24 protein-coding genes are annotated in these 26,564 nt (G+C 36.7%); 21 read left to right on the forward strand and 3 right to left on the reverse strand.

From position 1 onward, the window contains the following. Positions 1 to 10: 10 nt before the first annotated feature. The gene (locus AC6UDB_RS02755; RefSeq protein WP_500709094.1) at positions 11 to 862 is read right to left on the reverse strand and encodes an N-acetylmuramoyl-L-alanine amidase family protein; all 852 of its coding nucleotides are present in this window, start codon (positions 860 to 862) and stop codon (positions 11 to 13) included. 348 nt (positions 863 to 1,210) lie between these two features. Between AC6UDB_RS02755 and aspS the strand changes: the two genes are divergently transcribed. The 6 genes from aspS to AC6UDB_RS02785 all read left to right on the forward strand — a co-directional run bounded on the left by aspS (position 1,211) and on the right by AC6UDB_RS02785 (position 8,194). Further along, entirely contained in the window at positions 1,211 to 2,989 is a 1,779-nt protein-coding gene (gene aspS / locus AC6UDB_RS02760) for an aspartate--tRNA ligase (RefSeq protein ID WP_500709095.1), read from the forward strand. 101 nt (positions 2,990 to 3,090) lie between these two features. Then, the gene (locus AC6UDB_RS02765; protein WP_500709097.1) at positions 3,091 to 3,969 is read left to right on the forward strand and encodes a YitT family protein; all 879 of its coding nucleotides are present in this window, start codon (positions 3,091 to 3,093) and stop codon (positions 3,967 to 3,969) included. Positions 3,970 to 4,126: 157 nt separating this feature from the next. Further along, on the forward strand, positions 4,127 to 5,194 hold the full coding sequence (locus tag AC6UDB_RS02770; RefSeq protein WP_500695603.1) for a CDP-glycerol glycerophosphotransferase family protein: 1,068 nt from the start codon (positions 4,127 to 4,129) through the stop codon (positions 5,192 to 5,194). Positions 5,195 to 5,221: 27 nt separating this feature from the next. Then, positions 5,222 to 6,031: an ABC transporter permease gene (locus AC6UDB_RS02775; RefSeq protein WP_500693811.1), complete on the forward strand. Its 810-nt coding sequence runs from the start codon at positions 5,222 to 5,224 to the stop codon at positions 6,029 to 6,031. Positions 6,032 to 6,042: 11 nt separating this feature from the next. Beyond that, a complete protein-coding gene (locus AC6UDB_RS02780; RefSeq protein ID WP_500709098.1) occupies positions 6,043 to 7,266 on the forward strand; it encodes a CDP-glycerol glycerophosphotransferase family protein in 1,224 nt (407 codons plus the stop codon). Beyond that, positions 7,259 to 8,194 (forward strand): deoxyribonuclease IV, encoded by a 936-nt coding sequence (locus tag AC6UDB_RS02785; RefSeq protein WP_500699451.1) that lies wholly within the window; start codon positions 7,259 to 7,261, stop codon positions 8,192 to 8,194. The genes AC6UDB_RS02780 and AC6UDB_RS02785 overlap by 8 nt, the downstream gene beginning before the upstream one ends. Here AC6UDB_RS02785 and AC6UDB_RS02790 read toward each other — a convergent pair. Continuing rightward, positions 8,175 to 8,993 (reverse strand): pyruvate, water dikinase regulatory protein, encoded by an 819-nt coding sequence (locus AC6UDB_RS02790; RefSeq protein ID WP_500709100.1) that lies wholly within the window; start codon positions 8,991 to 8,993, stop codon positions 8,175 to 8,177. The genes AC6UDB_RS02785 and AC6UDB_RS02790 overlap by 20 nt on opposite strands. A gap of 142 nt (positions 8,994 to 9,135) precedes the next feature. Here AC6UDB_RS02790 and rpsU point away from each other — a divergent pair, with 142 nt between their 5' ends. The 14 genes from rpsU (at position 9,136) to pepT (ending at position 22,784) form a co-directional block, all read left to right on the forward strand. Continuing rightward, positions 9,136 to 9,333 (forward strand): 30S ribosomal protein S21, encoded by a 198-nt coding sequence (rpsU, locus tag AC6UDB_RS02795; RefSeq protein WP_039142968.1) that lies wholly within the window; start codon positions 9,136 to 9,138, stop codon positions 9,331 to 9,333. Between the two features lie 54 nt (positions 9,334 to 9,387). Beyond that, a complete protein-coding gene (locus AC6UDB_RS02800) occupies positions 9,388 to 9,831 on the forward strand; it encodes a GatB/YqeY domain-containing protein (protein WP_500695606.1) in 444 nt (147 codons plus the stop codon). Between the two features lie 116 nt (positions 9,832 to 9,947). Then, positions 9,948 to 10,922: a PhoH family protein gene (locus AC6UDB_RS02805; protein WP_500695607.1), complete on the forward strand. Its 975-nt coding sequence runs from the start codon at positions 9,948 to 9,950 to the stop codon at positions 10,920 to 10,922. Between the two features lie 2 nt (positions 10,923 to 10,924). Further along, positions 10,925 to 11,407, forward strand: a complete 483-nt coding sequence (ybeY, locus tag AC6UDB_RS02810; RefSeq protein WP_500693805.1) for an rRNA maturation RNase YbeY — start codon at positions 10,925 to 10,927, stop codon at positions 11,405 to 11,407. Then, positions 11,391 to 11,786 (forward strand): diacylglycerol kinase family protein, encoded by a 396-nt coding sequence (locus AC6UDB_RS02815; RefSeq protein ID WP_500693804.1) that lies wholly within the window; start codon positions 11,391 to 11,393, stop codon positions 11,784 to 11,786. The genes ybeY and AC6UDB_RS02815 overlap by 17 nt, the downstream gene beginning before the upstream one ends. Positions 11,787 to 11,796: 10 nt before the next feature. Beyond that, positions 11,797 to 12,705 (forward strand): GTPase Era, encoded by a 909-nt coding sequence (gene era, locus AC6UDB_RS02820; RefSeq protein WP_500693803.1) that lies wholly within the window; start codon positions 11,797 to 11,799, stop codon positions 12,703 to 12,705. A gap of 8 nt (positions 12,706 to 12,713) precedes the next feature. Next, positions 12,714 to 13,487: a DNA repair protein RecO gene (recO, locus tag AC6UDB_RS02825; RefSeq protein ID WP_500709101.1), complete on the forward strand. Its 774-nt coding sequence runs from the start codon at positions 12,714 to 12,716 to the stop codon at positions 13,485 to 13,487. 280 nt (positions 13,488 to 13,767) lie between these two features. After that, entirely contained in the window at positions 13,768 to 14,736 is a 969-nt protein-coding gene (glyQ, locus tag AC6UDB_RS02830) for a glycine--tRNA ligase subunit alpha (protein WP_500693801.1), read from the forward strand. Then, positions 14,737 to 16,815, forward strand: coding sequence for a glycine--tRNA ligase subunit beta (glyS, locus tag AC6UDB_RS02835; RefSeq protein WP_500709102.1), 2,079 nt, complete (start codon positions 14,737 to 14,739; stop codon positions 16,813 to 16,815). A gap of 45 nt (positions 16,816 to 16,860) precedes the next feature. Further along, a complete protein-coding gene (dnaG, locus tag AC6UDB_RS02840) occupies positions 16,861 to 18,681 on the forward strand; it encodes a DNA primase (protein ID WP_500709103.1) in 1,821 nt (606 codons plus the stop codon). Positions 18,682 to 18,707: 26 nt separating this feature from the next. Further along, positions 18,708 to 19,973 (forward strand): RNA polymerase sigma factor RpoD, encoded by a 1,266-nt coding sequence (gene rpoD, locus AC6UDB_RS02845; protein ID WP_500693798.1) that lies wholly within the window; start codon positions 18,708 to 18,710, stop codon positions 19,971 to 19,973. A 57-nt stretch (positions 19,974 to 20,030) separates the two neighbouring features. Then, complete coding sequence (locus tag AC6UDB_RS02850) at positions 20,031 to 20,735, forward strand: tRNA (adenine(22)-N(1))-methyltransferase (RefSeq protein ID WP_500695610.1); 705 nt, start codon at positions 20,031 to 20,033, stop codon at positions 20,733 to 20,735. Continuing rightward, a complete protein-coding gene (locus tag AC6UDB_RS02855; protein WP_500695611.1) occupies positions 20,722 to 21,534 on the forward strand; it encodes a Nif3-like dinuclear metal center hexameric protein in 813 nt (270 codons plus the stop codon). The genes AC6UDB_RS02850 and AC6UDB_RS02855 overlap by 14 nt, the downstream gene beginning before the upstream one ends. 11 nt (positions 21,535 to 21,545) lie before the next feature. Further along, positions 21,546 to 22,784 carry a peptidase T gene (gene pepT / locus AC6UDB_RS02860; RefSeq protein ID WP_500699455.1) on the forward strand — a complete coding sequence of 413 codons (1,239 nt, stop codon included), beginning with the start codon at positions 21,546 to 21,548 and terminating at the stop codon, positions 22,782 to 22,784. Positions 22,785 to 22,827: 43 nt separating this feature from the next. Here the strand turns inward: pepT and AC6UDB_RS02865 are convergent, their stop codons facing one another. Beyond that, complete coding sequence (locus AC6UDB_RS02865; RefSeq protein WP_500693794.1) at positions 22,828 to 23,004, reverse strand: YjzD family protein; 177 nt, start codon at positions 23,002 to 23,004, stop codon at positions 22,828 to 22,830. Positions 23,005 to 23,130: 126 nt separating this feature from the next. On the opposite strand from AC6UDB_RS02865, the gene dnaE reads away from it, so the two are divergent. Beyond that, positions 23,131 to 26,481: a DNA polymerase III subunit alpha gene (gene dnaE, locus AC6UDB_RS02870; protein WP_500695613.1), complete on the forward strand. Its 3,351-nt coding sequence runs from the start codon at positions 23,131 to 23,133 to the stop codon at positions 26,479 to 26,481. The last annotated feature ends 83 nt before the right edge of the window (positions 26,482 to 26,564 follow it).

The following is a 26,564-nucleotide window of genomic DNA, read 5'->3' on the forward strand; positions in this document are numbered from 1 at the left end:
AAACTCCCTTCTAATAAGTCTTGTTTACATAATTATTGATTCCATTGGTTACATCATTTGCAACGAGATTTTGGTAACTAGCATTTTTAATCTTACTAAAGTCATGGTCATTATTAATGTATCCCATTTCGAGTAAAACCGATGGGATTGAGACATCCCTAATCACTAAATAGTTACCAACTTGGACACCACGATTATTAAGGGGAACATCATCCATATTGGAATTGATGTCAGATGCCAGTTGTTTTGATTTTCCTGAATGATAGTAGTAGCTGGTAAATCCACTTGCGGTATTATCGGTACTGGATGAATCAAAATGGAAACTCACGAAGAAATTGGCATGATTATCAGTTGAAAAATCGGGTCGTTTGTATAGACTAACCGTCTTATCTGAATCCCTTGTCATGATAACATGCGCACCACGATTACGCAGCTTATTTGCGACTTGTTGGGCTAGTTTAAGGGTGTAGTTTTTTTCTTTTTGCCCGCTGGTTGATAGTGCACCCGAGTCGCTTCCTCCATGACCAGGGTCTAAGACGATGGTTGTTTCTGATAGTTTAGTGGCTTTATTAAGCTTACGATTATTGACTAACCAAGCAGGTACCCAACCAATCTTTTGGTTTTGATATACAACTCTGTACCAGTTGTCTTTTTCACTTAGAATTTGAAGTCTAGTTCCTCGGTTAATGGTTTTGACCGTACGATATTCAATCCCTGGACCGGATTTTATGTCCAGGTTATTAAAGCCAATACTGACATTATTTTTTATTAACATAACTAAAAGGATAATCAAGGTTACGCCCACAATTATCAGAGTAGTGTAAAAACCACGTTTATTTTTTATGTATAAATTTATATTCATCTTTTCGACCTCATTAATGATACGATTACTCATAATAGTATAACTTTTTGTCTTTTTGTTTAAGCATATAATAAAAATACTCACTAGAATCTTGACAATTTATGTGGGTTTTATTAGTCTTAAAGTGATTTAAAATACTGTTGACGATGAATAGTAACCGTTTAGTGGTCTGAAGAGAACGTCCAAGTGCTGAGAGGGCGTGTCCTAAAAATGGTAAAGACGCATCGAGGTAAAATGAATAAACAAAAGAAACTAAAAAAGGTGGTACCGTGCTAATTGCGCCCTTGTAATTACATGGTGCGCTTTTTTTATGCTTTTGACTCAACTAAATGAGAGGAAGATTAGTACATGAAGCGAACAACGTATGCTGGAAACGTTAACGAGGATTATTTAGATCAAGAAGTAGTCTTAGATGGATGGGTTGCTAAAAAGCGTAACTTGGGAAGTCTTATTTTTATTGACTTACGTGATCGTGCTGGGATCGTTCAGTTGGTTTTTAATGAAAAAAATGGCAAAGAAGCCTTTAAAGTAGCCGAATCAGTTAAAAATGAGTATGTTATCCAGATTAAAGGAAGAGTGGTTGCTAGAGCAGAAAAAGAAATTAATCCGGATATCCATACCGGAAAAGTTGAAGTTGATGTTTCTGACGCTAGGGTTTTAAGCACCTCCAAGCAAACCCCATTTGAAATCAAAAATGATATCAATGCGTCTGATGACTTAAGATTAAAGTATCGTTATCTTGATCTTAGACGTCCAGTGATGCAAAAGGGATTATTGATCCGGAATCGGATCTTACAGTCTACTCACAAGTATTTTGACGAAAATGGATTTATCGATATTGAAACCCCAGATCTAACGGTTTCAACTCCAGAGGGAGCAAGAGACTACCTAGTCCCATCAAGAGTATATCCGGGATCATTTTATGCATTACCTCAATCTCCGCAGCAGTTTAAACAATTACTAATGGGAGCTGGATTTGATCGCTATTATCAAATTGCACGGTGCTTCAGAGATGAAGACTTACGGGGTGATCGTCAACCAGAATTTACCCAGATTGATATGGAGACTTCATTTCTTTCTGCTGAAGAAATTCAGGAAATCACAGAAGGATTAATTAAAAAAGTCATGAAAGATACGGTTGACGTTGATGTTAATTTGCCCTTTGAGAGGATTACTTGGCAGGAATCAATGGACCGATTTGGTACAGATCAACCGGATACTCGCTTTGGGATGGAATTAAAGGATCTTTCGGACGTAGTTACTGGGTCCGACTTTAAGGTATTTGATTCAGCAATTAAAGATGGTGGTCAGGTTAAAGCCATTGCTGTTCCTGGTGGTGCAGCAAACTTCTCAAGAAAAGATATTGATAAGTACGGTGAATACGTAAAGCGTTTTGGCGCTAAGGGACTTGCATGGATGAAAGTCACTGATGATGGATTCTCTGGCCCAATCGCTAAATTCTTCAAAGATCCAGAAATGGTAAGTAAAATTAAAAAAGCCACTGGGGCAAAAGACGGTGACTTGTTATTATTTGCTGCTGATCGGAGTAAGGTAGTGGCTGATACTTTAGGATATCTCCGGGTTGCCATTGCCAATGAGTTAAATATGATTCCAGAAGACAAGTATAATTTCCTTTGGATTGTTGATTGGCCACTATTTGAATATGATGAGGGTGCTGGGCGTTGGGTTGCTGCTCACCATCCATTTACGATGCCAAATGTAGGTGACGAACATTACCTAAATGACGGAGAAGATCCCCACAAAGCGCATGCTCAAAGTTATGATATTATTCTGAATGGACTGGAGCTTGGTGGAGGATCAATTCGTATTCATACCCGTGATCTTCAAGAAAAGATGTTTAAAGCCCTCGGATTTACTAAGGAAAGTGCGGAGAATCAATTTGGGTATTTCCTTAGAGCATTGGATTATGGTTTTCCACCACATGGTGGTTTGGCAATTGGATTAGATCGTTTTGCTAGGTTATTAGCACATCGTGGTAATATTCGAGATGTAATTGCCTTCCCTAAGAATTCAAAGGCAGTTGAACCATTGACTGGTGCTCCTACACCTGTTTCTGACAAACAGTTAGATGAATTAGGCATTTCAGTTGATAAAAGGGATAATTAAATATTAGCTAAAAGTTGTGGTAACCCCACAACTTTTTATTTTTTTTAAATTTTGGAATGGTATACTAGTTATGAATTTCTAAATGATCAGGGGTTACTTAAATGGACGACGTACAGAAAATTTTAAAGCGACATCAGTACATATCTAAGTTCTCGACCGCCTTCGTGTACGGAATCATGGTTTCAATTGCGATGAATTTCTTTTGGACTCCCGGACATATTTATTCTTCAGGAGTTACCGGTTTTGCACAGCTATTGGATACTCTTACAGAACGGTATTTTCCATTTACAATTTCAGCTGCTTTGGGACTTTTCTTACTGAACATTCCAATGTTTATTTTGTCTTGGAAACAAATTGGTCATCAGTTTACCATGTTTACGTTCGTTTCCGTTGTGGTTGCCAGTGTTATGATCAAAATATTACGGCCACTGACTCTGACAACGGATCCATTGATTTGTGCTATCTTTGGTGGTGCCATTAACGGATTTGGAGTGGGTCTGTCGCTTAAAAATGGGATTTCTACTGGTGGGTTAGATATCTTAGGAATTGTTATCCAACGTAAAACCGGTAAATCAATTGGGAAAATTAATCTGATATTCAATACTTTTATCATCTTATCAGCGGGATTCTTTTATGGTTGGCCCTATGCCTTTTATTCAGCAATTGGAGTCCTAGTTAACGCGAAAGCGATGGATCTGGCATATACAAGGCAACAAATCGTGCAAGTAATGGTAGTTACTGATCGTCCTAAGACGGTGGTTGATAGTATTCAAAATCACCTTAGGAGAGGTATTACGATTATTCATAATGCTGAGGGAGCCTATAACCATAAAAAAAAGTCGGTTTTGTTCACCTCAATTTCACGATATGAAATGACCGAATTTGAAGCGGCTTTAAATGAATCTGATCCAGATTCATTTGGAGTGGTTGTGGATGTTGATAAGGTACTAGGGAATTTCTATGAAAAGAAGCGAAAATAGCTTATTAAGTTAGAGTGTCCCGGTTTTTTCTTTATGATATAATGTCTCATTGTAATTATTGAAAATGGTGGTTTAAGTGAAAGTCATGTATACATGGTTAATTAAAATAGTTTCTGCAATTTTTTATTTTCGACCAAAGAAAAATATATATTATGTTATGAGTTTCGATAATAACCTTAGGTTGATTAAACAGATTGCCACTAACACGCCCATTGGACAAGAATTAGTCGTATTATACGAACCCGAAATTGAAGCCGCAGCAACTGATTTGAGTGCCTTTGGAATCAAGACGATTCCCTTTAATGAAAACGCTAAATTTGCGTTATTTACCGTTCCTCAATTAATGTCAGCTCGAGTTTTGTTCTGTGATAATTACTTCCCATTTTTGGCTGGTTTAGTACGACCAAAGAGTAAAATGAGAATTGTTCAATTGTGGCATGCTGATGGTGCCATTAAATGTTTTGGATGGGAAGATCCCACGACCAAGAAAAGATCGTTTTTCGATAGACTTAGATTTCAAAGTGTATACAATCATTTTGATGACTTTGTGGTAGCTTCAAAAGCGATGGGAAAGATCTTTGAACGCAGTTATCATGAGGTTCCTAGTAAAATGAAATATTTAGGCTATCCACGTTCGGATCGATTGTTTAAGGAACGCTGGAGAAGAGTTGCCAGACATCGTGTTTATCAGGTTGCTCCAGAATTAAAGGGTAAAAGGGTCATTTTGTATGCTCCAACATATCGGGATGGCTTAGAGTTTGAACCTCCAAAAAGTATTGGCGAAGCATTGACCGCCGATCCAAATGCGATTACAGTGGTTAAACTTCATCCCTTACTCAGGGATCAGGAAGCACGTATTAGAAAGTTTTCAAACGGAAATATTCGTTTTTATAATCAACTTTCAACGTCTGATTTACTTTCAGTTTGTGACACACTCGTAACGGACTATTCTTCAGTTGCCTTTGATTTTAGTTTATTGCCACAAGCACGATCAATGATTTTCTTTATGTTTGATTTAGAACAATACGAAAAAGACCCAGGAATTCAAAAGGATTTCTTACAGTGGTTACCATCTAAACCAATCACTAAGGTTGATCAGTTGAATAAAGCCATTGTGGATAATCAAAAAATTGATTTTACTAATTTTAATAAACACTGGAACACTTATAATGATGGGTATGCAACCGAACGGGTTATTAAAAAGTATGTTTTACAAAATAATTAGATAAACAGAAAAGGGAGAGTGCTGAGCTTGAAGGAAGTTTGGGCCTTACTTAAGGAACAATTTGAAAATTTGGGCATTATTTTTCGAATTTCAAAGTATGAAGATAAGGCTACTTATCAAAGTCATTATTTGGGCTTAGTCTGGGAGTATCTTTATCCGCTGATTCAAATTGCAATTTACTGGTTAGTCTTTGGTGTTGGGTTAAAGGGTAGTACCGGACACAACGGCAGTTATCTCCCATGGATGGTCATTGGGATTACTCCTTGGTTTTTTATGAACCGAGTTACACTAGACGCCTCTAAGAGTATTTATCAACGAGCTGGGTTAGTTTCAAAAATGAAGTTTCCAATTAGCATTTTACCTTCGATTAAGTTAGTCAGTAACTTGAGTTCTTTTTGGACAATGTTGGCGTTTTCAATTGTAATTGGTTATCTTTATGGAGTTCGACCGAGTTTGTTCTGGTTCCAGTGGATTTATTACTTTATTGCCATGATTGCTTGGTTAATTGCTTTTGGCATTTTTAATTCGACCATTACCGTCTTGGTACGAGATTATCATGTCATGTTGCAATCGTTTATGAGAATGCTGTTCTACATCTCAGGAGTTCTATTTAACTTTGAATCGTCTGCATCATTTCCGCCATTTTTAATCAGAATTTTGGAGTTGAATCCGTTTTTTTACATTGTTCAAGGATTCAGGGATTCAATGTTATCGAGTAGCTGGTTTTGGGAGAAGCCACTGTTAACCGTGATTTTTTGGTTGATGACGTTATTTTTCTTTTTAATTGGATCTCATCTTCACTTTAAATTTAGATCGCATTTTGTTGATTTAGTATAGGTAAAAATAACATGAATGGAAAACAAATTAAAAACAAGTTAATTAATGGGATTAAGTTGACTATTCGCACTGGGCTCATCGTTTTAAACGATGGGTTTATTTGTTTACCAACTAAAAAAAATGAAGTAATGTTTGAAAGTTTTAATGGTAGGGATATAAACGATAATCCAGCCGCCATTTACCTTGCGTGGGTGAAGCAACATCCTCATGATGCTAAAAAAGCCTATTTTGGTGTCAAAGCTTCCAAATACAAACAATTACACGAAAAGTATCCCAACATAAAGATTTTACGGCGTTTTTTTCCAAGGTGGGTTTGGCACATTGCTAGGGCAGACTTTTGGGTTTTTAATTCCCGATTTCCGAAGTGGTGGAAAAAGAATAGGCGGACCACCTATATCCAAACATGGCATGGAACCCCGTTAAAAAAATTAGGAATTGATATCAAACACGTTGCGATTCCAGGTATTTCCACTAATCAATACCATAATGATTTTGTCAAAGAAGCCGAGCGGTGGGACTATTTAATTATGCCTAATCAGTATTCAGAACGAATCTTTGATCACGCCTTTGATTTTAGAAATATTCCGTTACGAATTGGTTATCCCAGAAACGATGTCTTATATCATAAAAATACTTCAAGTGAGATTAAAAAATTAAAAGAAAAAATTATTGGTGACTCGACTTCTAAAGTTATTTTGTATGCACCAACTTGGCGTGATGATGATTATCAAAAGAAGGGCAGTTATAACTTTGAGTTACCGTTTTCTTTAAAAGGTTTCTTTAAGCATGTATCTAGTGACACTATTTTAATTATTCGTCCGCATTACTTAGTCAAGGACCAAATTGATATTTCTGGGTATGAAAAGCGAGTTTACATTGAAGCTGATCGTGATATTAATGAGTTATACTTAATTTCAGATTTGCTCATTACTGACTATTCTTCAGTAATGTTTGATTATGCCAATCTAAAACGGCCAATGTTGTTTTATACTTACGACTTAAAGCATTATAAGGATGAACTACGTGGATTTTATTTTGATTTTCTAAGCGATGCTCCTGGTCCAATTGTTCAAAATCAAAATTCTTTTTATGAAGAGTTGTCTAATTTTAATGAAAATGGTAAGTTTGCTGGGTATCATCAGAAAATGATGAAGTTTTATGGTAAGTTTTGTAGTTGGGAGCATGGAGATGCTTCTAATCAAGTTGTTAAAGTAATGGGGGATAAACATGAGTAATGATGAATTTTTGATTGGTTCACATGTTGCAATGAAAAAGCCAGAGATGATGTTAGGATCCGCAAAAGAAGCCGAACGCGATGGTGAGAATGTCTTTATGTTATACACTGGTGCTCCTCAGAGCTCAAAAAGGACCCCGATTGCAAATCTTAAAATTGATCAAGCACACGACTACATGGCTGATCATGATTTACGTGAGGTGGTAGTTCATGCACCTTACATCATTAACTTAGGTAACACAAAAAAGCCACAAAGTTTCCACTTTGCGGTTGATTTTCTTAAACAAGAGATTGATCGATCTGAAGCAATGGGAGCTGATCAAATTGTTTTGCATCCCGGTGCACATGTTGGTGCTGGCGTTGAAGCGGGAATTAAGCAGATCATTAAAGGGTTAAATGAAGTAATCACCCCAGAACAAAAGATTCAAATTGCACTTGAAACAATGGCAGGAAAAGGGACTGAAATCGGGTCGACTTTTGAACAACTTGCTGAGATTATTGACGGTGTTAATTTGAATGATAAGTTATCGGTTACCTTTGATACCTGTCATACTAGCGACGCTGGTTATGACATTAAAAATGATTTTGATGGGGTTATGGAAGAGTTCGATCAAGTTATTGGTATTAATCGAATCAAAGTGATTCATTTAAACGATTCTAAAAATCCAATGGGATCCCATAAAGACCGTCATACTAACATTGGTTTCGGGACCATTGGATTTGATGCTTTAAATTATGTAGCCCGGTATCCCAAGTTTGATCAAGTTCCTAAGATTTTAGAGACGCCGGTTGTTAAGATTGGAGATGTTAAAATTGATCCTCATCAATATGAAATTAAAATGTTAAAAGAACAAAAGTTTAATTCTGATATGATTGAGGATATTAAAGAAGATTATCAAGCTAAAAAGATTAATGATCTTGTTCGTTAATATTAAGACTTTGAGTTATGATGGTGGCCGTTTCTTCAATTGACTTGTTATACACGTTAATTTGAAGACAATTTAGTTTTCGATAAAGTTGCTTGGCATAGTCAAGCTCTTTTTTTATTTGATTTGAGTCCGAGTATGGAGTGTTTGGGTCTAACCCATAAGCAATCATTCTTTCCTGCCGAATCTTTTTTAGATTGGTAACTGAATTGGTTAAACCAAATATTTTATTGTGGTCGATCTGATAAACCTCTTCTGGTAATTGGATGGTAGGACCGATTGGGACGTTTGCTACCAAGAAGTTTTGATTGGCAAGGTATAGCGATAATGGCGTTTTAGATGTTCTTGATATTCCTAAAAGAACGATATCAGCTTTTTTGAGGTCATTAGGTCGTTTTCCGTCATCATTAGCTACCGCAAATTCGATTGCTGAGATCCGTTTGAAGTAGTCTTCATTTAAGTTGTGAACTAGGCCAGGTACTTCTGCAGCCGATTCATGGAGTTTTTTAGAAATGATTTGAATGGGTTTTTGAATGCAGTCAAAACTATACAGGTTATTTTCTAGTGCAAATTGAGATACTATTTTACTCAGGCCCGGATCAACTAAAGTGTGAAAAATGATGGCGTCCTGTTTTTTAGCAAGTTTGAGTATTCCATCGAGCATGGATTGCGTTTGAGTAAATGGGTATCGTTTAAAATTAGCGTTTGCTTCTGGAAATTGAGAAGCAGCGGTTCGGGCGATCGAAGTTGCCGTGGCACCACTTGAATCAGAAATGATAAATGCATTAAAATTAGTTGCCATAATATTACCTCCTACTTTGTTAACATTTTATCATATTTCTTGTTCAGACTCGTTGACGGGCTCCGTGCCATAATGTATAATTAATATTGATCGTTAAGGATTACAGACGGTATCATTTAAGCTCGGAGGGAGGGATTTTATCATGTCAAAAACTGTCGTTCGTAAAAACGAATCTCTTGATGATGCTCTTCGACGCTTTAAGCGCACGGTTTCAAAAAGCGGTACCCTTCAGGAATTCCGTAAACGTGAATTTTACGAAAAACCTAGCGTAAAACGTAAATTAAAATCAGAAGCAGCTCGTAAACGTAACAATAAGAAAAAGAAGCGTCGCAGCTTCTAATATTAAACGCCCCTGATCAGGAGCGTTTTTTATATTGACGAAAAGAGGTCCAATATGACTTTATCAAATGAATTAAATAATGATCTAAAAGATGCAATGAAGAATCATGATAAGACTAAGCTGACAATTGTCAGAATGCTTAAGTCGAACTTAATGAATGAAAAGATTAAATTAGGTCATGATCTTTCTGATAGTGAAGAAGCGGCTGTTGTTAATCGAGAAGTTAAACAACACAAAGATTCGATTGCTGAGTTTAAAGATGGTGGCAGGGATGATTTGGTGAAGGAGCAAGAAGATGAGCTAAAGATTCTTGAAAATTATGCCCCAAAGCAAATGTCAGAAGCTGATCTTGAAAAAATTGTTAACGAAACGGTTAAGCAACTTGGTGCGGCAAACAAGAGCGATTTTGGCAAAGTAATGGGTGCTGTCATGGGTAAAGTTAAAGGACAAGCCGATGGCAACACTGTTAATAAACTTGTTAATAAAGCGCTTAGTTAAGAAGGGAACTCATTGAATGGTCAATGGGTTCTTTTTGTTCTTTTACTTTGTAAGTGGCAAATTATATGCTAGTATTTTAAGTAAAAGTTGAGTTGATATGAAAGGAACCTGTTTGATTGACAGATAATTTTGAATTTAAAAAAGAATTAACGTTAAAGAATCCAAATGATGAATCAGCTTTATTTGGAGCTCAAGATGCCTTTTTAGATATTCTAGAACAGGGGATGGAAACTTCTATTCGCCATTCTGGTGGTAAGATTACGGTTGAAGGTGACACTCAGAAAGCGGTTCAAAATACCATTGATATTTTAAATGGAATGATTGAACTTGTTCATTCTGGGATCACTTTGAATGGTAGTGATTTTGTTTCGGCAATGAAGATGGCTGAGAAAGGAACTCTAGGTTTTCTCCCAGAATTATATAATCAAGTCCTTTTAAAGGATAATAAGGGGAAGCCGGTTCGAGTTAAGAATTTTGGGCAGCGTCAGTACGTTCAGTCCATCAAGCATAATGATGTTACCTTTGGAATCGGACCTGCTGGGACGGGAAAGACTTATCTAGCAGTTGTAATGGCAGTTGCCGCTTTAAAAAAGGGTGACGTTGATAAGATTGTCTTAACCAGACCAGCTGTTGAAGCGGGTGAGAGTTTAGGCTTTTTACCTGGCGACCTAAAAGAAAAAGTTGATCCATATTTACGACCACTGTACGATGCACTGAATTCGACCCTTGGATCTGATCACACTGAAAGGCTAATGGATCGTGGCGTTATCGAAATTGCGCCATTAGCTTATATGCGTGGTCGGACCCTCGATAATTCTTTTGTTATTTTAGACGAAGCTCAAAACACTACTAATGCTCAGATGAAAATGTTTCTAACCCGGTTGGGTTTTGGTTCTAAAATGATTGTTAATGGTGATATTTCTCAAATTGATTTAAACGGAAGAATCCGGAGTGGATTAGTCACCGCTCCTAAAATCCTGAGAAATATTGATGATATTAATTTTGTAAACTTTAGTGCTGATGATGTAGTTAGACATCCAGTTGTGGCTAAAATCATTAATGCCTACGAAAAAAATGATAATGGGGAATAGATATGGATCTGGAAATATATGATCAAACTAAGGATGGGGTCGACCCCAAAAAAATTGATTTGATTAGAGATATTCTAAATTATGCCGCTAAGTATATTGATTTAAAAAATAATACCGAAATGTCGGTTACTTTGGTCAACAATGATCGCATCAAGGAAATTAACCGGGACTACCGTGGTGTAGATCGGGCCACTGATGTGATTAGTTTTGCGATTGAAGATCAGAGTGATGATGATTTTCCCGTAATCATGAATGATGAAATGAAAAAAGATATTCCTGAAAATATTGGGGATATTTTTGTGTGTGTTGATAAAGTTGCTGAACAGGCTGATTTTTTAAATCATTCAAATGATCGAGAACTTGGTTTTTTAGTTGTACATGGATTTTTGCATCTAAATGGTTATGACCATATGAAGCCTGAGGATGAAGCCATCATGTTCCCACTTCAAAGAAAGATTATGGACTCTTATGGACTCACAAAATAATAAACAGACTGGGAAAAATAAAAATATATTTCAGGCTTTTGGACATGCGTTTGATGGCATTAAATGGGTTTTTGTTCATGAACGAAACTTTAAGTTTGATATAACTAGTGCCATTATTACCCTAATAATTGGTTTTCTTTTGAAAATTAGTTTGGAACAATTTATGTGGCTGTTTACCGCAATTATTTTAGTTCTTGTCGGTGAGATTCTTAACACCGTTGTTGAGAGGATCATGGATTTTATGGCGGACCATCATTACGACGAACGAGTTAAGGTAATTAAAGACGTTGCGGCTGGTGGCGTTGTTTTAACGGCAATTTTTGCGATCATTGTAGGTTTAATTGTTTTCGTTCCAAAAATTATTGATTTAATGAGCTAAAGGGGAAAATATGGCAGAAAAGGCACAGTATAAGTCAGGATTTGTAGCAATTGTAGGACGTCCAAATGTTGGGAAATCAACCTTTTTAAATCGAGTGATTGGGCAAAAGGTTGCGATTATGTCTGACAAGGCACAAACCACTCGTAACAAAATTCAGGGAATTTATACCACTGATGATGCACAAATTGTTTTCATTGATACTCCCGGAATTCATAAACCAAAAAACAAGTTGGATGATTATATGGACGACGCTGCTCTCTCTTCTTTAAAGGAGGTCGATGCAGTCCTTTTTATGGTTAGTGCTACTGAAACTCGTGGTGCTGGTGATAATTACATCATCGATCAATTAAAAAAAGTGGATTGTCCGGTTTACTTAGTTATCAATAAGATTGATGAAGTCAATCCGAACAGTTTATTACCAATCATGGACACGTACAAACGAGCTTATAAATGGGCTGATGTGTTTCCTATTTCTGCTCTTCAAGGGAACAATGTTGATGAATTACTGACTACTTTGGTTTCTAAGTTGCCAGAAGGACCGCAGTATTATCCTGACGATGAAATTACCGATCATCCCGAACGTTTCATCGTTTCCGAATTAATTCGCGAAAAAGTTTTAGAACTAACGAGGCAAGAAATTCCACATTCTGTTGCAGTTGAAGTTGAAAAAATGAAGACCCAAGATAATGGAAACGTTCATATTGACGCTAATATTATTGTTGAACGAAAGGGCCAACGCGGGATCTTGATTGGGAAGAATGGTGGAATGCTGAAAAAGATTGGGACATTGGCCAGAAAAGAGATTGAAACTCTACTTGGAAGCAAAGTTTATCTTGAATTGTGGGTAAAAATTCAACCAAGTTGGCGTGAAAAAGAATCAGCTTTAAGACAATTAGGATACCGAAAAGATAGTTACTAGGTGATATTTTGTCAGTAAATCCAAGGAGTCAAACTTTTCATGGAATTTTATTGTATCGTAAGAACTATCGCGAGCACGATATGTTGGTGAAATTTTTGACGGCAGAAGCTGGGCTCAAAATGTTTTTTATTAGAGGAGCCAATAAAGCGAACTTTAAAATGGCAGGTGATATTTTGCCATTTAGCTTTGGTACGTACGAGGGCACGCTCAAATCAGAAGGATTGTCGCACATTAGTAGTGGTAATGAGGTTAAGCATTTTGAACAGATTGCAAATGATATTTATTTAGATGCATATGCTACTTACATTATGACGTTAGTGGATGCGGCATTTCCTGAGGGAGTTAAGATAAACGATTGGTTTAATCGTTTATACTATGCTTTAAATATGATTAACAGTGGTTTTGATGCTGAAGTAATTACCAATATCATTGAGATTCAACTTCTTCCTGCTTTTGGGGTAGCACCTGAATTTAAATCCTGTGTTATTTGTCATCAAACCAATAAAAAGTTTGATTATTCAGAAGAGTATGGAGGAATTATTTGTGAGGATCATTTTCATCTTGATCCTCATCGAATGCATCTCGACCAAAAAACAATTTACTATCTTCGCTTGTTTTCTGCGATTGACCTGAAAAAAATCGGTAACATTCAGGTTAATAGCAAAACTAAAAAGAAAATTCGCAGTGTGATTGATAAAATTTACGATAGTTCTGTTGGACTAAATTTAAAGAGTAAAAAATTTTTAGATCAGATGAACAATTGGAAAATCAACCTTAATTGATGGTTAACCGTTGACTGTTTTGTGTGATAATTTTATAATTATAGTAGTTAAATAATTGGTGTTGATGAAGGAAGTTTTATGCTTATCACATTTCAGTGAAACCATGTTAGTGGGAAATGGTTAATGTGGGTATAAATTGGCACTTTCGGAGCCATTTAATCTCGAGTTGCTGATTAAGTTCAGAAGTAGGGTGGAACCGCGAATAAATCGTCCCTATGTGAAAGTCATTGTACTTTTGCATAGGTTTTTTTATTTGCTTATTGATTAGGAGGAGAAGTTAATGACAGAAAAACTATCAGTCCAAGATATTATCAGTACTCTAGAGTCATATTGGAGTTCGCTTGGTTGCATGCGGATGCAATCATATGATACTGAGAAAGGTGCGGGAACAATGAGTCCGTACACTTTTTTGCGTGCGATTGGACCAGAGCCATGGAATGTTTGTTACGTTGAACCATCAAGACGTCCAGCTGATGGTAGGTATGGAGAAAATCCTAATCGGCTTTATCAGCATCATCAGTTTCAGGTATTAATGAAGCCATCTCCGGACAACATCCAAGAATTGTACATTAATTCGCTTGAACAACTAGGAATTAATCCACTTGAACATGATATTCGGTTTGTTGAGGATAACTGGGAAAATCCATCAATGGGATGTGCCGGTGTTGGATGGGAAGTATGGCTCGATGGCATGGAAGTAACTCAGTTTACTTATTTTCAGGTTGTCGGTGGATTAACTATGGATCCAGTTGCGGTTGAAATCACCTATGGATTGGAACGGCTTTCTTCGTACATTCAAGACGTCAACAATGTTTTTGACCTGGAATGGGGTAACGGAGTTAAGTACGGTGATATTTTTAAAGAACCCGAATATGAGCATTCTAAGTATAGTTTTGAAGAATCAGACCAAAAAATGTTGCACCAAATGTTTGATGCTTACGAAAAAGAGGCTAAACGATTAATATCACTTGGCTTAGTTCATCCAGCCTATGATTATATTTTGAAATGTAGTCATACTTTTAACCTACTAGATGCAAGAGGAGCCGTATCTGTCACTGAACGTGCTGGTTACCTTTCACGAATTCGAAAAATGGCACACGCGATCGCCAAAGCATTTGTTGCTGAGCGTAAAAAGCGTGGTTTTCCACTTATTAAGGATGAGCAAAAACGACAAGAGCTTTTAAAAGATGATTCAAAAAATAGTAAGAAGAAAAACAAAAAGCATCATGATGGCAAGGGGGATAAGTAGATGGCTAAGACATTTTTGTTGGAGATTGGATTAGAAGAAATGCCCGCTCATGTCGTGACGCCAAGTGTTAATCAATTGGCAGAAAAAGCGGCTCAGTATTTAAAAGATCAAAGAATTTCTTATGACCAAATTAAAAAGTTCTCTACTCCTAGAAGACTGGCAATTCAAATTACTGGCTTAGTTAACAAACAACCAGATGTTGATAAAGAGGTTCGAGGTCCGGCCGAAAAGATTGCAAAGGACAAAGATGGCAATTGGAGTAAGGCGGCAATTGGTTTTACTAAAGGACAAGGATTAACGCCTGATGATATCGTCTTTAAGGATGTTAAGGGAACTAAGTATGCTTTTGTTGAAAAACACGTAGCGGGAAAACCAGTTCAAGAAGTATTAAGTGGTCTTAATGATGTTGTAAAATCAATGACTTTTCCAACGTTAATGAAGTGGGGAACCAACAAGTTTGAATTTATTCGCCCCATTAAATGGATTGTGGCTTTACTGGACGATGAAGTGATCCCAATGCAGATTGTTGATGTTCATTCTGGACGGACCACCTGGGGACACCGCTTTCTTGGAAAAGACGTCGAGTTAAAAAATGCCGATGATTATGAAGAAGCTTTAACCAGCCAACACGTGATTGCCGATGCTAACAAGCGAAAAGATTTAATTCGTAAACAGATTGAAGCAATTGCGAAAAAGAACAATTGGAAGGTCAATATTGATAATGATCTTCTTGAAGAGGTTAATAATTTAGTGGAATGGCCAACTAGTTTTGCTGGAAAATTTGACGACCGTTTCTTAAAAATTCCACGTGAAGTATTGATTACTTCAATGAGAAACCACCAACGATTCTTCTACGTTGAAGATCAGGATGGTAATCTTTTACCTTATTTTGTCTCCGTTAGAAATGGTGATGAGAATCATCTTGATAACGTAGTTGCCGGAAACGAGAAAGTTTTGACTGCTAGACTTGATGATGCTGATTTCTTCTATAATGAGGATCAACAGCAATCAATTGACGATTATGTTAATAAGCTCAAAACAGTTAGCTTTCACGATAAGATTTCTTCTGAATACGATAAGATGCAGCGCGTTCAAGTTATTTCCCAGATAATTGGGAAAAATGTTGGATTAGATGAAACTCAATTAAAACACTTACAACGTGCCTCAGAAATTTATAAATTTGATTTAGTTACCGGGATGGTTGGAGAGTTTGCTGAATTACAAGGAGTAATGGGTGAAAAATACGCATTGCTTGCGGGTGAAGATCCGGAAGTTGCTACTGCAATTCGTGAACATTATCTTCCCATTTCATCCGACGGGGAACTTCCCAAAACTAAAGTAGGTGCTGTTTTGTCAGTGGCAGATAAACTTGACAGTGTGATGACCTTCTTTGCTGCAGATATGATTCCTAGTGGTTCAAATGATCCGTATGCATTAAGAAGGCAGGCAGCTGGAATTGTTAGAATTGTTGTTAGTGAAAAGTGGCGAGTACCACTTATGCCATTAATGAATCAAGTGATTGCTGAAGAGAAAGCTAAAGCGGTCTTACCAAAAGTAGATCAAACTAAGATTGTTTCTGACGTGGTTGCGTTTATTAAAGAAAGAATTAAACGACAACTCAAGTCGAAAGATATTCGCTATGATCTAATTGATGCGGCGGTGGGATCAACTGACAGTGATATTTACTTTAACGTTGAAACCGCAATGACATTAAATGATCATAAAGATGATCCTAATTTTAAAGAATCAATTGAAGCACTGACACGAGTGGTTCGGATTGCTCAAAAAGGTCATTTTCCAGCTGGTAGTGTTAAAGTTGATGAAAAGTTGTTTGAAAATTATTCAGAGAAAGTCCTTAATGATAAAATCAAACTTATCAGCCCAAACTTTAATGAATTGAATGCTAACCAAGCTTTTAATGAATTAACTTCTTTAAAGCCACTCATTGATGAGTATTTTGATAAAACCATGGTAATGGCAGACGACACGAAAGTTCGCAATAATCGTCTGGCAGAATTGACTAATTTAGCAAGAATGATTGATCACTTTGCTGATGTCGACGAAATAATTGTTAAATAAAAAAATTAATATTAGAATAGATTTCCGAGAAAGGATGGTGATCTCATGGCAAAAATTCCTGAAACGGTAATTGATGATGTCTTAAGTAAGACCAACATTACTGACGTTGTTAGTAAGTATGTCAATCTAAAGAAGTCAGGAAATAATTTATTCGGTTTGTGTCCGTTCCATGAGGAAAGAACACCATCCTTTTCTGTGTCAGAAAGTAAACAGATTTTTCATTGTTTTAGTTGTGGACGCGGTGGAAATGTTTTTAAATTCCTCATGGATTTGCAAGGAATTTCCTTTCCAGAAGCTGTTATTGCTGTGGCAGAAGATGAGGGAATTACTCTTCCTGACTCAGTTCAAAATGATAATAGTAAATCTCCAGTAAATTCAGAAAAGAACAGCCTCATTAATCTTCATGAGGAAGCCAGTAAACTCTATCATCATGTATTGGTTAACACTGAGCTTGGAGTTCCCGCATTAAAATATCTGCATGAACGAAAAATAACGGATGAAATGATTGAAACTTTTAACTTAGGATTTGCCCCTAGCCAAAGACTCTTAAAACCGTTCTTTAAGAACAAAAAAACTGATTTTCAACTTTTACGAAAATCGGGATTGTTTGTTGAAAATTCGAGTGGTGAATTGAATGATCGATTTTCGAATCGGATCATGTATCCTATCAGGGATCCTAATTCTAAGACCATTGGATTTTCCGGTAGAATCTTACATCGAGATCCTGATCTTCCAAAATATTTAAATAGTCCTGAAACTAGCATCTTTAATAAACGAAGGATTATTTATAATCTCGATCTTGCCAAGTCTAGTATTCGAAATGAGCAAAATTTAATTCTGTTTGAGGGTTTTATGGACGTTATTTCTGCTTTTCAGGCCGGGGTTAAAAACGGCGTTGCTTCAATGGGAACGAGTTTGACGAACGAACAAATTTATCAGTTCAATCAGTTAACGAATCAGATATACGTTTGTTATGATGGCGATGAACCTGGACAGAAGGCTACTAAGCGAGCGATTAGCCTTTTAAGTAGTGAAGGTAAGTTTAAAGTTGGCGTGATTCAAATGCCTAACGGGGTTGATCCTGATGAGTATCGACGAAAAAATGGAAATGACAAGTTTAAAGATGCTATCAAAAGTGCTCGAGAAACCACAACTTCCTTTGAATTGCATTTTCTTAAAACGCAGTATGATTTAAGTAATGATGAAGAAAAACTAAATTATGTAGATGAAGCCGTTAATGTGATTGCAAAAATTGACAAACCCGTTGAACGTAGTGTTTATTTAAAACATTTAGCTGATGAGTTTGACTTGGATATCAATGCTTTGTCGGTTCAATGTAAACAAATTCGTTCGACCTTCATCAATAAACAGCAAAGAAAACAAATCCGTAGGTTGAAGACTGACTCATCTCCTGAAGTTTTGAATCGAAATCCAAAGAAGATTACTAAAGTTGAAAGTGCGGAGCACTTACTTTTGTCACGAATGTTGAATAATCATGATGTTTGGTTAAAGGTGACCAATGATCCTGATTTTAGTTTTGTTCATGATGGGTATCAAACGATTTATTTACTTGCACAACATTATTTTCAGTTGCATGACGAGTACGTTCCTGCTGAATTTAGTGACTTTTTGAAAGAATCTGATTTGCAATCAACTTTTGCTAATATTGAAATGGCTGCTTTATCTAATGAGCCAAGTGAAAAAGAAGTTGACGATTGTGTTAAAATAATAAAGCAGGCTTTAACTGGTGGGGTATCCCTTAAATCAAAGTATCAAGAAATGTTAGATGCAGTTAAACTTGGTGATACTGATAAGGCTGCCCAATTGGGTAAAGAATACCAGGACCTGCAAAAGAAGTATCAATAAGAATACAGTAATGGGAGGCAATTTTTATGGCAGAAAAAGACATTAAGAAAAATGAAGTAAATTCCACAAATAAGACTGCGAAAGCAGCTCCCAAAAAGAGCGGTGCTCCTAAAAATAAGAGCACTAAAAAGACTACTGCAAAGAAAACGACTAAAACTAAGGCAACTAGAGCAAAGAAGACAACGAGTAAAGAAAAATTTGATAAAACTGGATATAAGAAGGTTTTTGACGCCGTTGTAAAGAAGCACAAGAAGGTTGGTCACATCACCTATGGGGTCTTAGAGGAAGAACTCCAGGTTCCATTTAGTTTGAATAAAAAACAAATGAACGAATTGATGGAAAAGGTTGAAGACTCAGGAATAAGTATTGTTGATGAAAGTGGCGAACCAGATCCCAGAGCTTTAAAAGCAGCTAAAAAAGTTACTCAAAAAGAACTAAAAAATGCTTCCAGTTCAAAGGGAGTTAAAATTAATGATCCGGTCAGAATGTACCTAAAGGAAATTGGTCGAGTTCCATTACTTACCGCTGATCAAGAGGTACAATTAGCTCTCAGAATCGAGCAGGGTGATGAAACAGCTAAACAAGAATTAGCTGAAGCAAACTTGCGATTAGTTGTTTCAATTGCCAAGCGTTACGTTGGCCGTGGCATGCAATTTCTTGATTTGATTCAAGAAGGGAACATGGGTTTAATGAAGGCCGTTGAGAAGTTTGATTACCGTAAAGGATTTAAGTTTTCAACGTACGCTACGTGGTGGATTAGACAAGCAATTACTCGAGCCATTGCGGATCAGGCTCGAACCATTCGAATTCCCGTTCATATGGTTGAAACCATCAATAAACTGATTCGAATTCAGCGTCAATTACTCCAAGACCTTGGCAGAGAACCGTTACCATCTGAGATTGGTGCTGAGATGGATATGCCAACTTCAAAGGTTAGAGAGATCCTTAAGATTGCTCAGGAACCAGTTTCACTTGAAACTCCAATTGGTGAAGAAGATGACTCCCACTTAGGTGACTTTATTGAAGATGAAGATGCCACTAGTCCTGCTGATCATGCTGCTTATGAGCTTTTAAAAGAACAACTTGAAAGTGTCCTAGATACGTTAACTGACCGTGAAGAGAACGTTTTACGACTTAGATTCGGGTTAGATGATGGAAGAACTCGAACCTTAGAAGAGGTTGGGAAAGTCTTTGGTGTCACTAGAGAACGAATTCGACAGATTGAAGCTAAAGCATTAAGAAAACTGAGACATCCATCACGCAGTAAACAATTAAAAGATTTCTTAGATTAAAGATGTGGCAGAGATCCAACTGGATCGCTGCTTTTTTATTGGATTAGGAGGGAAACGATGACGGCAAAAAAGTTATCGCCACGTTTACAAGCAGTTTCTGATTTAGTTCCTAATGGGGCAACAATAGCTGATATCGGTTCGGATCACGCTTATGTTCCGGCTTATTTGTTAAAACGGAATTTGATTAAGTTTGCGATTGCCGGTGAGGTTGCTCCTGGACCACTGCATAACGCAACATTGGAAATGAAAGAACAACACTTAGGTGATAAAATGGTGACCCGGTTGGGAGATGGACTTAATGTGATTAAATCAAGTGACCACGTGAATGCAATTGTGATTGCTGGGATGGGTGGTGAATTAATCACTCAGATCCTTGAACGTGGCAAAGAGAAACTTTCTAAACAAACGGCCCTAATTCTGCAACCAAACGTTGATGAAATTCGGGTAAGAAGTTGGTTAGTTACAAATCAGTATAAGATTGATATTGAAAACATTGTTTTTGATGCTGGGCATTTTTATGAAATGATCTTGGCAACTCCATCAACGAATCCGATTAAGTATTCTAATCAGGAACTAAGGTTTGGACCGATTCTTTTAAAACAACAAAAACAAGCATTTATTGCAAAATGGACTGATCGGATGCGGAAAAATAAGATTGTTTTGGATAATCTGCATAATGCTACTAATCCACCTCTTGAAAAAATTCAACACATCCAAAAGATTAACGAAGAATTAGAGGAGATTTTAGATGACAACCGTTAATGACTTAATTACTAGATTTGAACGATTCGCACCACTTTCACTTGCTGAACCAAAAGACCCAACTGGATTTCAAATTGGTTCTAAAAAGCGAAGTATTAAAAACGTCATGACCACTTTAGACGTTAGACCTGAAGTGGTTGATGAAGCGATCAACAAGAACGTTGATTTTATTTTTGCCCATCATCCCGTGATGTTTCATCCTGCAAAGAATTTAGATTTAGCTGATCCCCAAAATCAAATGTACGCTAATATTTTGAAACATAATATTACCGTTTATGCGGCTCATACGAACTTGGATAATGCAAATGGTGGAATGAATGACTGGCTAGCAGATGCGATCGGTCTTCAAAATACCGTTGGACTGGTACCCCATTTGGATACTAATGGTTTTCCTACTAATTATTCGATGGGACGTGTTGGCAACTTGAAACAATCAATGAAAATCATTGATTTAGGTCGACTATGTAAACAAGTGTTTGGAATTAGTGGTTTACGAATGGTAACAAATGATGATCAAGAGCGTGTTAAGCGGATTGCTATCTTAGGTGGAGACGGTGGCAAGTTCTATCGACAAGCGATTGAACAAGGCGTTCAAGTTTATATTACTGGCGATTTGTATTATCATACTTCTCAAGAGATGCTTTCAAGTGGTCTGTCTGCGATTGATCCCGGGCACCATATTGAAAGTATATGTAAAAATAAGTTAGCTGAAATGTTTACGCGCTGGTCTGATGAAAATCGTTGGGATATCAATGTATTTGCATCGCAACTAAACACGGATCCGTTTGAGTTTATATAGGAGGAATAGTTATGGCTGATAGCAAGCAGTTACTGGATCGCTTTTTGAAATATGTGAAGGTGAATACGAGATCTAATCCGAATTCTGACACAATTCCGTCTGATCCTAAAGAAGTTGATTTTTTAAACGAACTTTCTTATGAATTAAAGGATATTGGGATGGAAAACGTACGAACCAATGAAAAAAGTGGTTATGTTTTTGCTGATTTACCAAGTAATGTTAAGCAAAAAGTTCCTAAGATTGGATTTATCTCTCATATAGACACGGCAGACTTTAATTCAGAACACGTCAATCCACAAGTAGTTAAAAATTACGATGGAAAATCGATTATTAAACTTGATAAAGATGGCAAATACCAGCTGGATCCGAGCGTATTCCCAACCCTTAAAAAGTATGCTGGTCAAACTTTAATTACTACCGATGGTTCAACTCTCTTAGGAGCTGACGATAAGGCGGGAGTGGCTGAAATTATGACGGCAATGAAATACTTAGTTGATCATCCCGAAATTAAGCATGGCGATATCGTAGTTGGGTTTGGACCAGATGAGGAGATTGGTACCGGAGCCGATCAATTTGACGTTACTGATTTTGGTGCTGATTTTGCATACACGGTTGATGGTGGTCCACTTGGAGACTTAGAGTACGAAACGTTTAATGCGGCGTCTGCCACAATAAAATTCAACGGAACTGATGTTCATCCTGGTGACGCCTATGGTGTGATGGTAAATGCCTCTCAGCTTGCAATTGATTTTCATAATCAATTACCAAAGGACCAACGACCGGAAAATACCAAAGATCGTCAGGGCTTTTATTATCTGCTTGCGATTGATGGGGTAACTGATCATGCTAAATTAGATTACATCATTCGTGATCATGATAAGAGTAAGTTCAACGAACGCAAGCAATTCATTCAAAACTTAGTTAATAAGTTTAATGATAAATATGGTGATGGGAGAGTTGAACTTGAGATGCATGATGAATATTACAACATGGCGGAAATCATTAAGAAAGATATGACACCCGTCAATATTGCTAAGGATGCCATGAATGAAGTTAACATTAAGCCAAATATTTATCCGGTTCGTGGTGGTACTGATGGTTCTAAGATTTCTTTTCTTGGGATTCCAACTCCCAACCTATTTGCTGGACCAGAAAACATGCATGGCCGCTTTGAATATGTGTCGCTTCAAACGATGGAAAAGGCTGTCGATTTAATTATTAAGATTTCAGAGGATGTTTCAAAAGACTAAAAAAATAACCTGCAGGTTCAACCTGCAGGTTATTTTTATTTCTTTAACGACTAATTAGTTTAATTCCGTTGAAGGCAATAAGGGCAACAACAGCGCCGATTACTCCAACTTGAATCCAATTATAAGGTGCGCCAACCAAGGCCGATCCAATATAACCAATAATTTCGCCATATACAAATCCCCAGAAAGCACCAGTTAAGTTAGCAGCAAACGTCTTCATAATTAACACCTCTCAATACCAGTAGTTTATCACTACAGTAGAAAAAATCAATTACAAACTTCGAATAAAATTTATCGGGTCCATTTGCTATAATGAATATGAAATTAGGAAAGGAGATGACAAATTTTGGGATACAATCCGTTACAAAACATTACATCGTATAGTTTGCTTCAAAGTACCAATACGGTTCCTAAGTTAATTGAAAAAGCTCGTGCGCGTGGTTATCAAAGTGTGGCACTAACTGATCGGAATGTGATGTATGGGTCGGTAGCTTTTTATAATGAGGCAAAAAAGCAGGGTATTAAGCCAATTATTGGTTTAACGGCAGTTTTGGACGGGATGTTTTTTAAAGAAAACAAGTCCGAATTGATTTTGATTGCTAAAGATCAGGATGGGTACAAGAATTTGATGAAAATTTCATCACTTTTGATGAGTAATGAGCAAACTAATGTTATTGAAAAAATCAAGGATAAACTCCACCATCTATTTGTCATTTTTCCAGAGAATAGTGAGTTAAATAAACTGATTGAAGTAGGAAGAATGAGCGAGGTTAAAACCTTAATTGCTAAAGTAAAGAGCGTTAGCGATTCAAATGCAGTAAAAGTTGGAATTAGCTTAAATCGAACTAAGATAATTATAAATGAGCTTAAGAACCTAGGGGTCCAAGCTGATGTTGATTTAGTGGCGCTTAATTCGGTTGAATATCTTGATGCAGATGATTATTTTTCAAATGAAGTTTTAAAGTCGATTGGAACTGGTGACGTGATCAAAAATCCAATGGAAGAAAGGCATCAGGTTGGAACCAAATGGTTGAAGGATCGTCATAATATTGAGACTCAGTATCACAATCTAGGGCTTGATCAAGCGGTTTTAAATAACCAGAAAATGGTTGATGAAGTTGACGTAGCGATTCCCAAAGAGCAACCTAAACTACCGACGTTTAAAGCTCCAGATAATCTTTCTTCAATGGACTATTTACGTCAATTATGTGAACTTGGTTTAAAGGAAAGATTGAAGGATGAATCGCATCTTAATCGTAATGAGTATCAGGACCGGTTAGATTCTGAACTAAAAGTTATTAATCGGATGGGATTTGATGATTATTTCTTGATTGTATGGGATGTTTTAAATTTTGCTCATCACCAAGGAATTATAACTGGACCTGGTCGGGGATCTTCAGCGGGATCATTAGTTGCGTACACTTTAAAAATTACCGATGTGGATCCGATTAAGTATAATTTGCTATTTGAACGATTTTTAAACGAAGAACGAGCACAGATGCCGGATATTGATTTAGATATTCCCGATAATCGGCGTGATGATATTTTACAGTATGTTCATCAAAAATATGGAAATGAACATGTTGCTCAAATTGTGACTTTTGGAACGTTAGCTGCCAAACAAGCTCTTCGAGATGTTGGCAGGGTATTTGGAATGACTCCAACTCAAATGGCAAAGTGGTCATCTGCAATTCCAAATCAGCTTCATGAATCCCTGGCTAAGGCCGAATCAGAATCACAGAAATTAAGAAATTTATTAGCTGATAGTAAAACCAATCGGTTGCTATTTGATATTGCTGAAAAACTAGAGGGACTACCACGCCATTTTTCCACTCACGCTGCTGGTTTAATTTTAAGTGAAGATCCCATCGTTGATCGTGCTCCACTTCAATCCGGAAATGATGGATTGTTGATGACCCAGTACTCCAAGTATTATGTTGAAAGCGTGGGGCTCTTAAAGATTGATTTTTTGGGTTTGAGAAACCTCTCTACAATGGCTAACATTTTAGAAATTATTCATTCAAAAGTTGATCGTAATTTTGAAATAACTGACATCAATTTAAATGATCAGGATACTTTGAAGCTTTTTCAATCTGGTAAGACTAATGGGGTTTTTCAATTTGAATCATCTGGAATTCAAAACGTGTTACGTAAATTAAAACCAAATGATTTTGATATGGTGGCAGCCGTGAATGCTTTGTATCGACCCGGTCCCATTAAGAATATTGATATGTTTATTGCCAGAAAGAATGGGACTCAGACGGTTAACTATCCAAATGAAACCATTAAAAACATTTTGGGTTCAACCTTTGGCATTATTGTTTATCAGGAACAGGTTATGCAACTTGCATCGGCAATGGGTGGTTTTACACTGGGACAAGCTGATATTTTGCGCCGTGCGATGAGCAAAAAGCATAAAAAAGAAATGGATAACATGAAGATCCAGTTCATTGATGGCGCTAGTAAAAAAGGATATTCTAAAGACGTTTCAAAGACAACGTTTGACTATATGGAACGATTTGCCGACTATGGATTTAATAAGTCTCACGCAGTTGCATATAGCAAAATGGCGTTTCAGTTGGCCTATTTAAAAGTTCATTTTCCTGGTCCATTTTTTACATCGTTGCTAAATTCGGTGATCGGTAATTCACGTAAGACCAAGAATTACGTTCAAGAAGCCAAAGAATCAGATATTCAAGTTGAGCGTCCTGATATCAATGAGAGTAAAGATGTTTATACTTATCAGGATGGTAAAATCAGGTTTGGACTTCGTACCATCAAAGGATTACGAACCGATTTTATTAAGAATGTTGAGGAAGAACGAAAACAAAATGGTAATTTTCATGATTTACAGGAATTAATCAGTCGAATCGATCCCAGGTTTAGAAAAATTGATCTTTTAAATGCACTTGCTTATTCAGGGGCGCTTGATGGTTTTGGGTATAACCGAAAAGAATTAATTAATGCCATTCCAGAATTTATTAGTTCTACTGAATTAAGTGGAAACTCAATTGAATTAATTCAAGCGTTGGCTCCCAAAATTAAAAGAACCGATGATTTTTCTGATTGGGAGAAACTAAACAAGGAAAATGAGTACCTTGGAACTTATTTAACCGGGCATCCAGTTGGTCACTATACTGATTTACAAGAACAAGTTCATGCTTTAACTACTAATGATATTCATGAGCCCAGTAAAAACGTGAAAATGATTTTGTTTGTATCTCATGTAAAGACGATCCGAACGAAAAAAGGGCAACTTATGGCTTTCATCGATGGTAATGATCAGTTTGGTGATATTGATGTGACCATTTTTCCTAATCTTTACGCTAAAATTAGTGGATGGATAAAAAGTGGAATAGTGGTTTTGGTGTCTGGAAACATTGAGGTTCAACGGGGACTTCAATTAGTGGCAAATTCAATTGAACCAGCTGCTAATGTCGTTCATCAGTCTTTAAAAAAAGTTGATCATCAAAAAAAGCTTTATTTAAAGATTGCGTTAGATCATGATCGAGATTCAATCTATCAAGATTTAATCCGGATAATAAAAAGATATCCTGGGTCAACACCAATTTTGCTTTATCGAGCTTCCGATGATCGAAAGCAACTATTAGATAAAGCATATAACGTGGCCATTAATTCTGATTTAATGCATGATCTACGTGACATTTTAGGAGCGGGAAACGTTGTTACACAATGATAAATTTTGCCTGTGAAACTAACGACAATCCTTATAAAAAGTGATACAATACACTTGAAATCAAATAATGCTTGGTACGCAGA

The organism is Fructilactobacillus sp. X3R2C1, assembly GCF_059901235.1.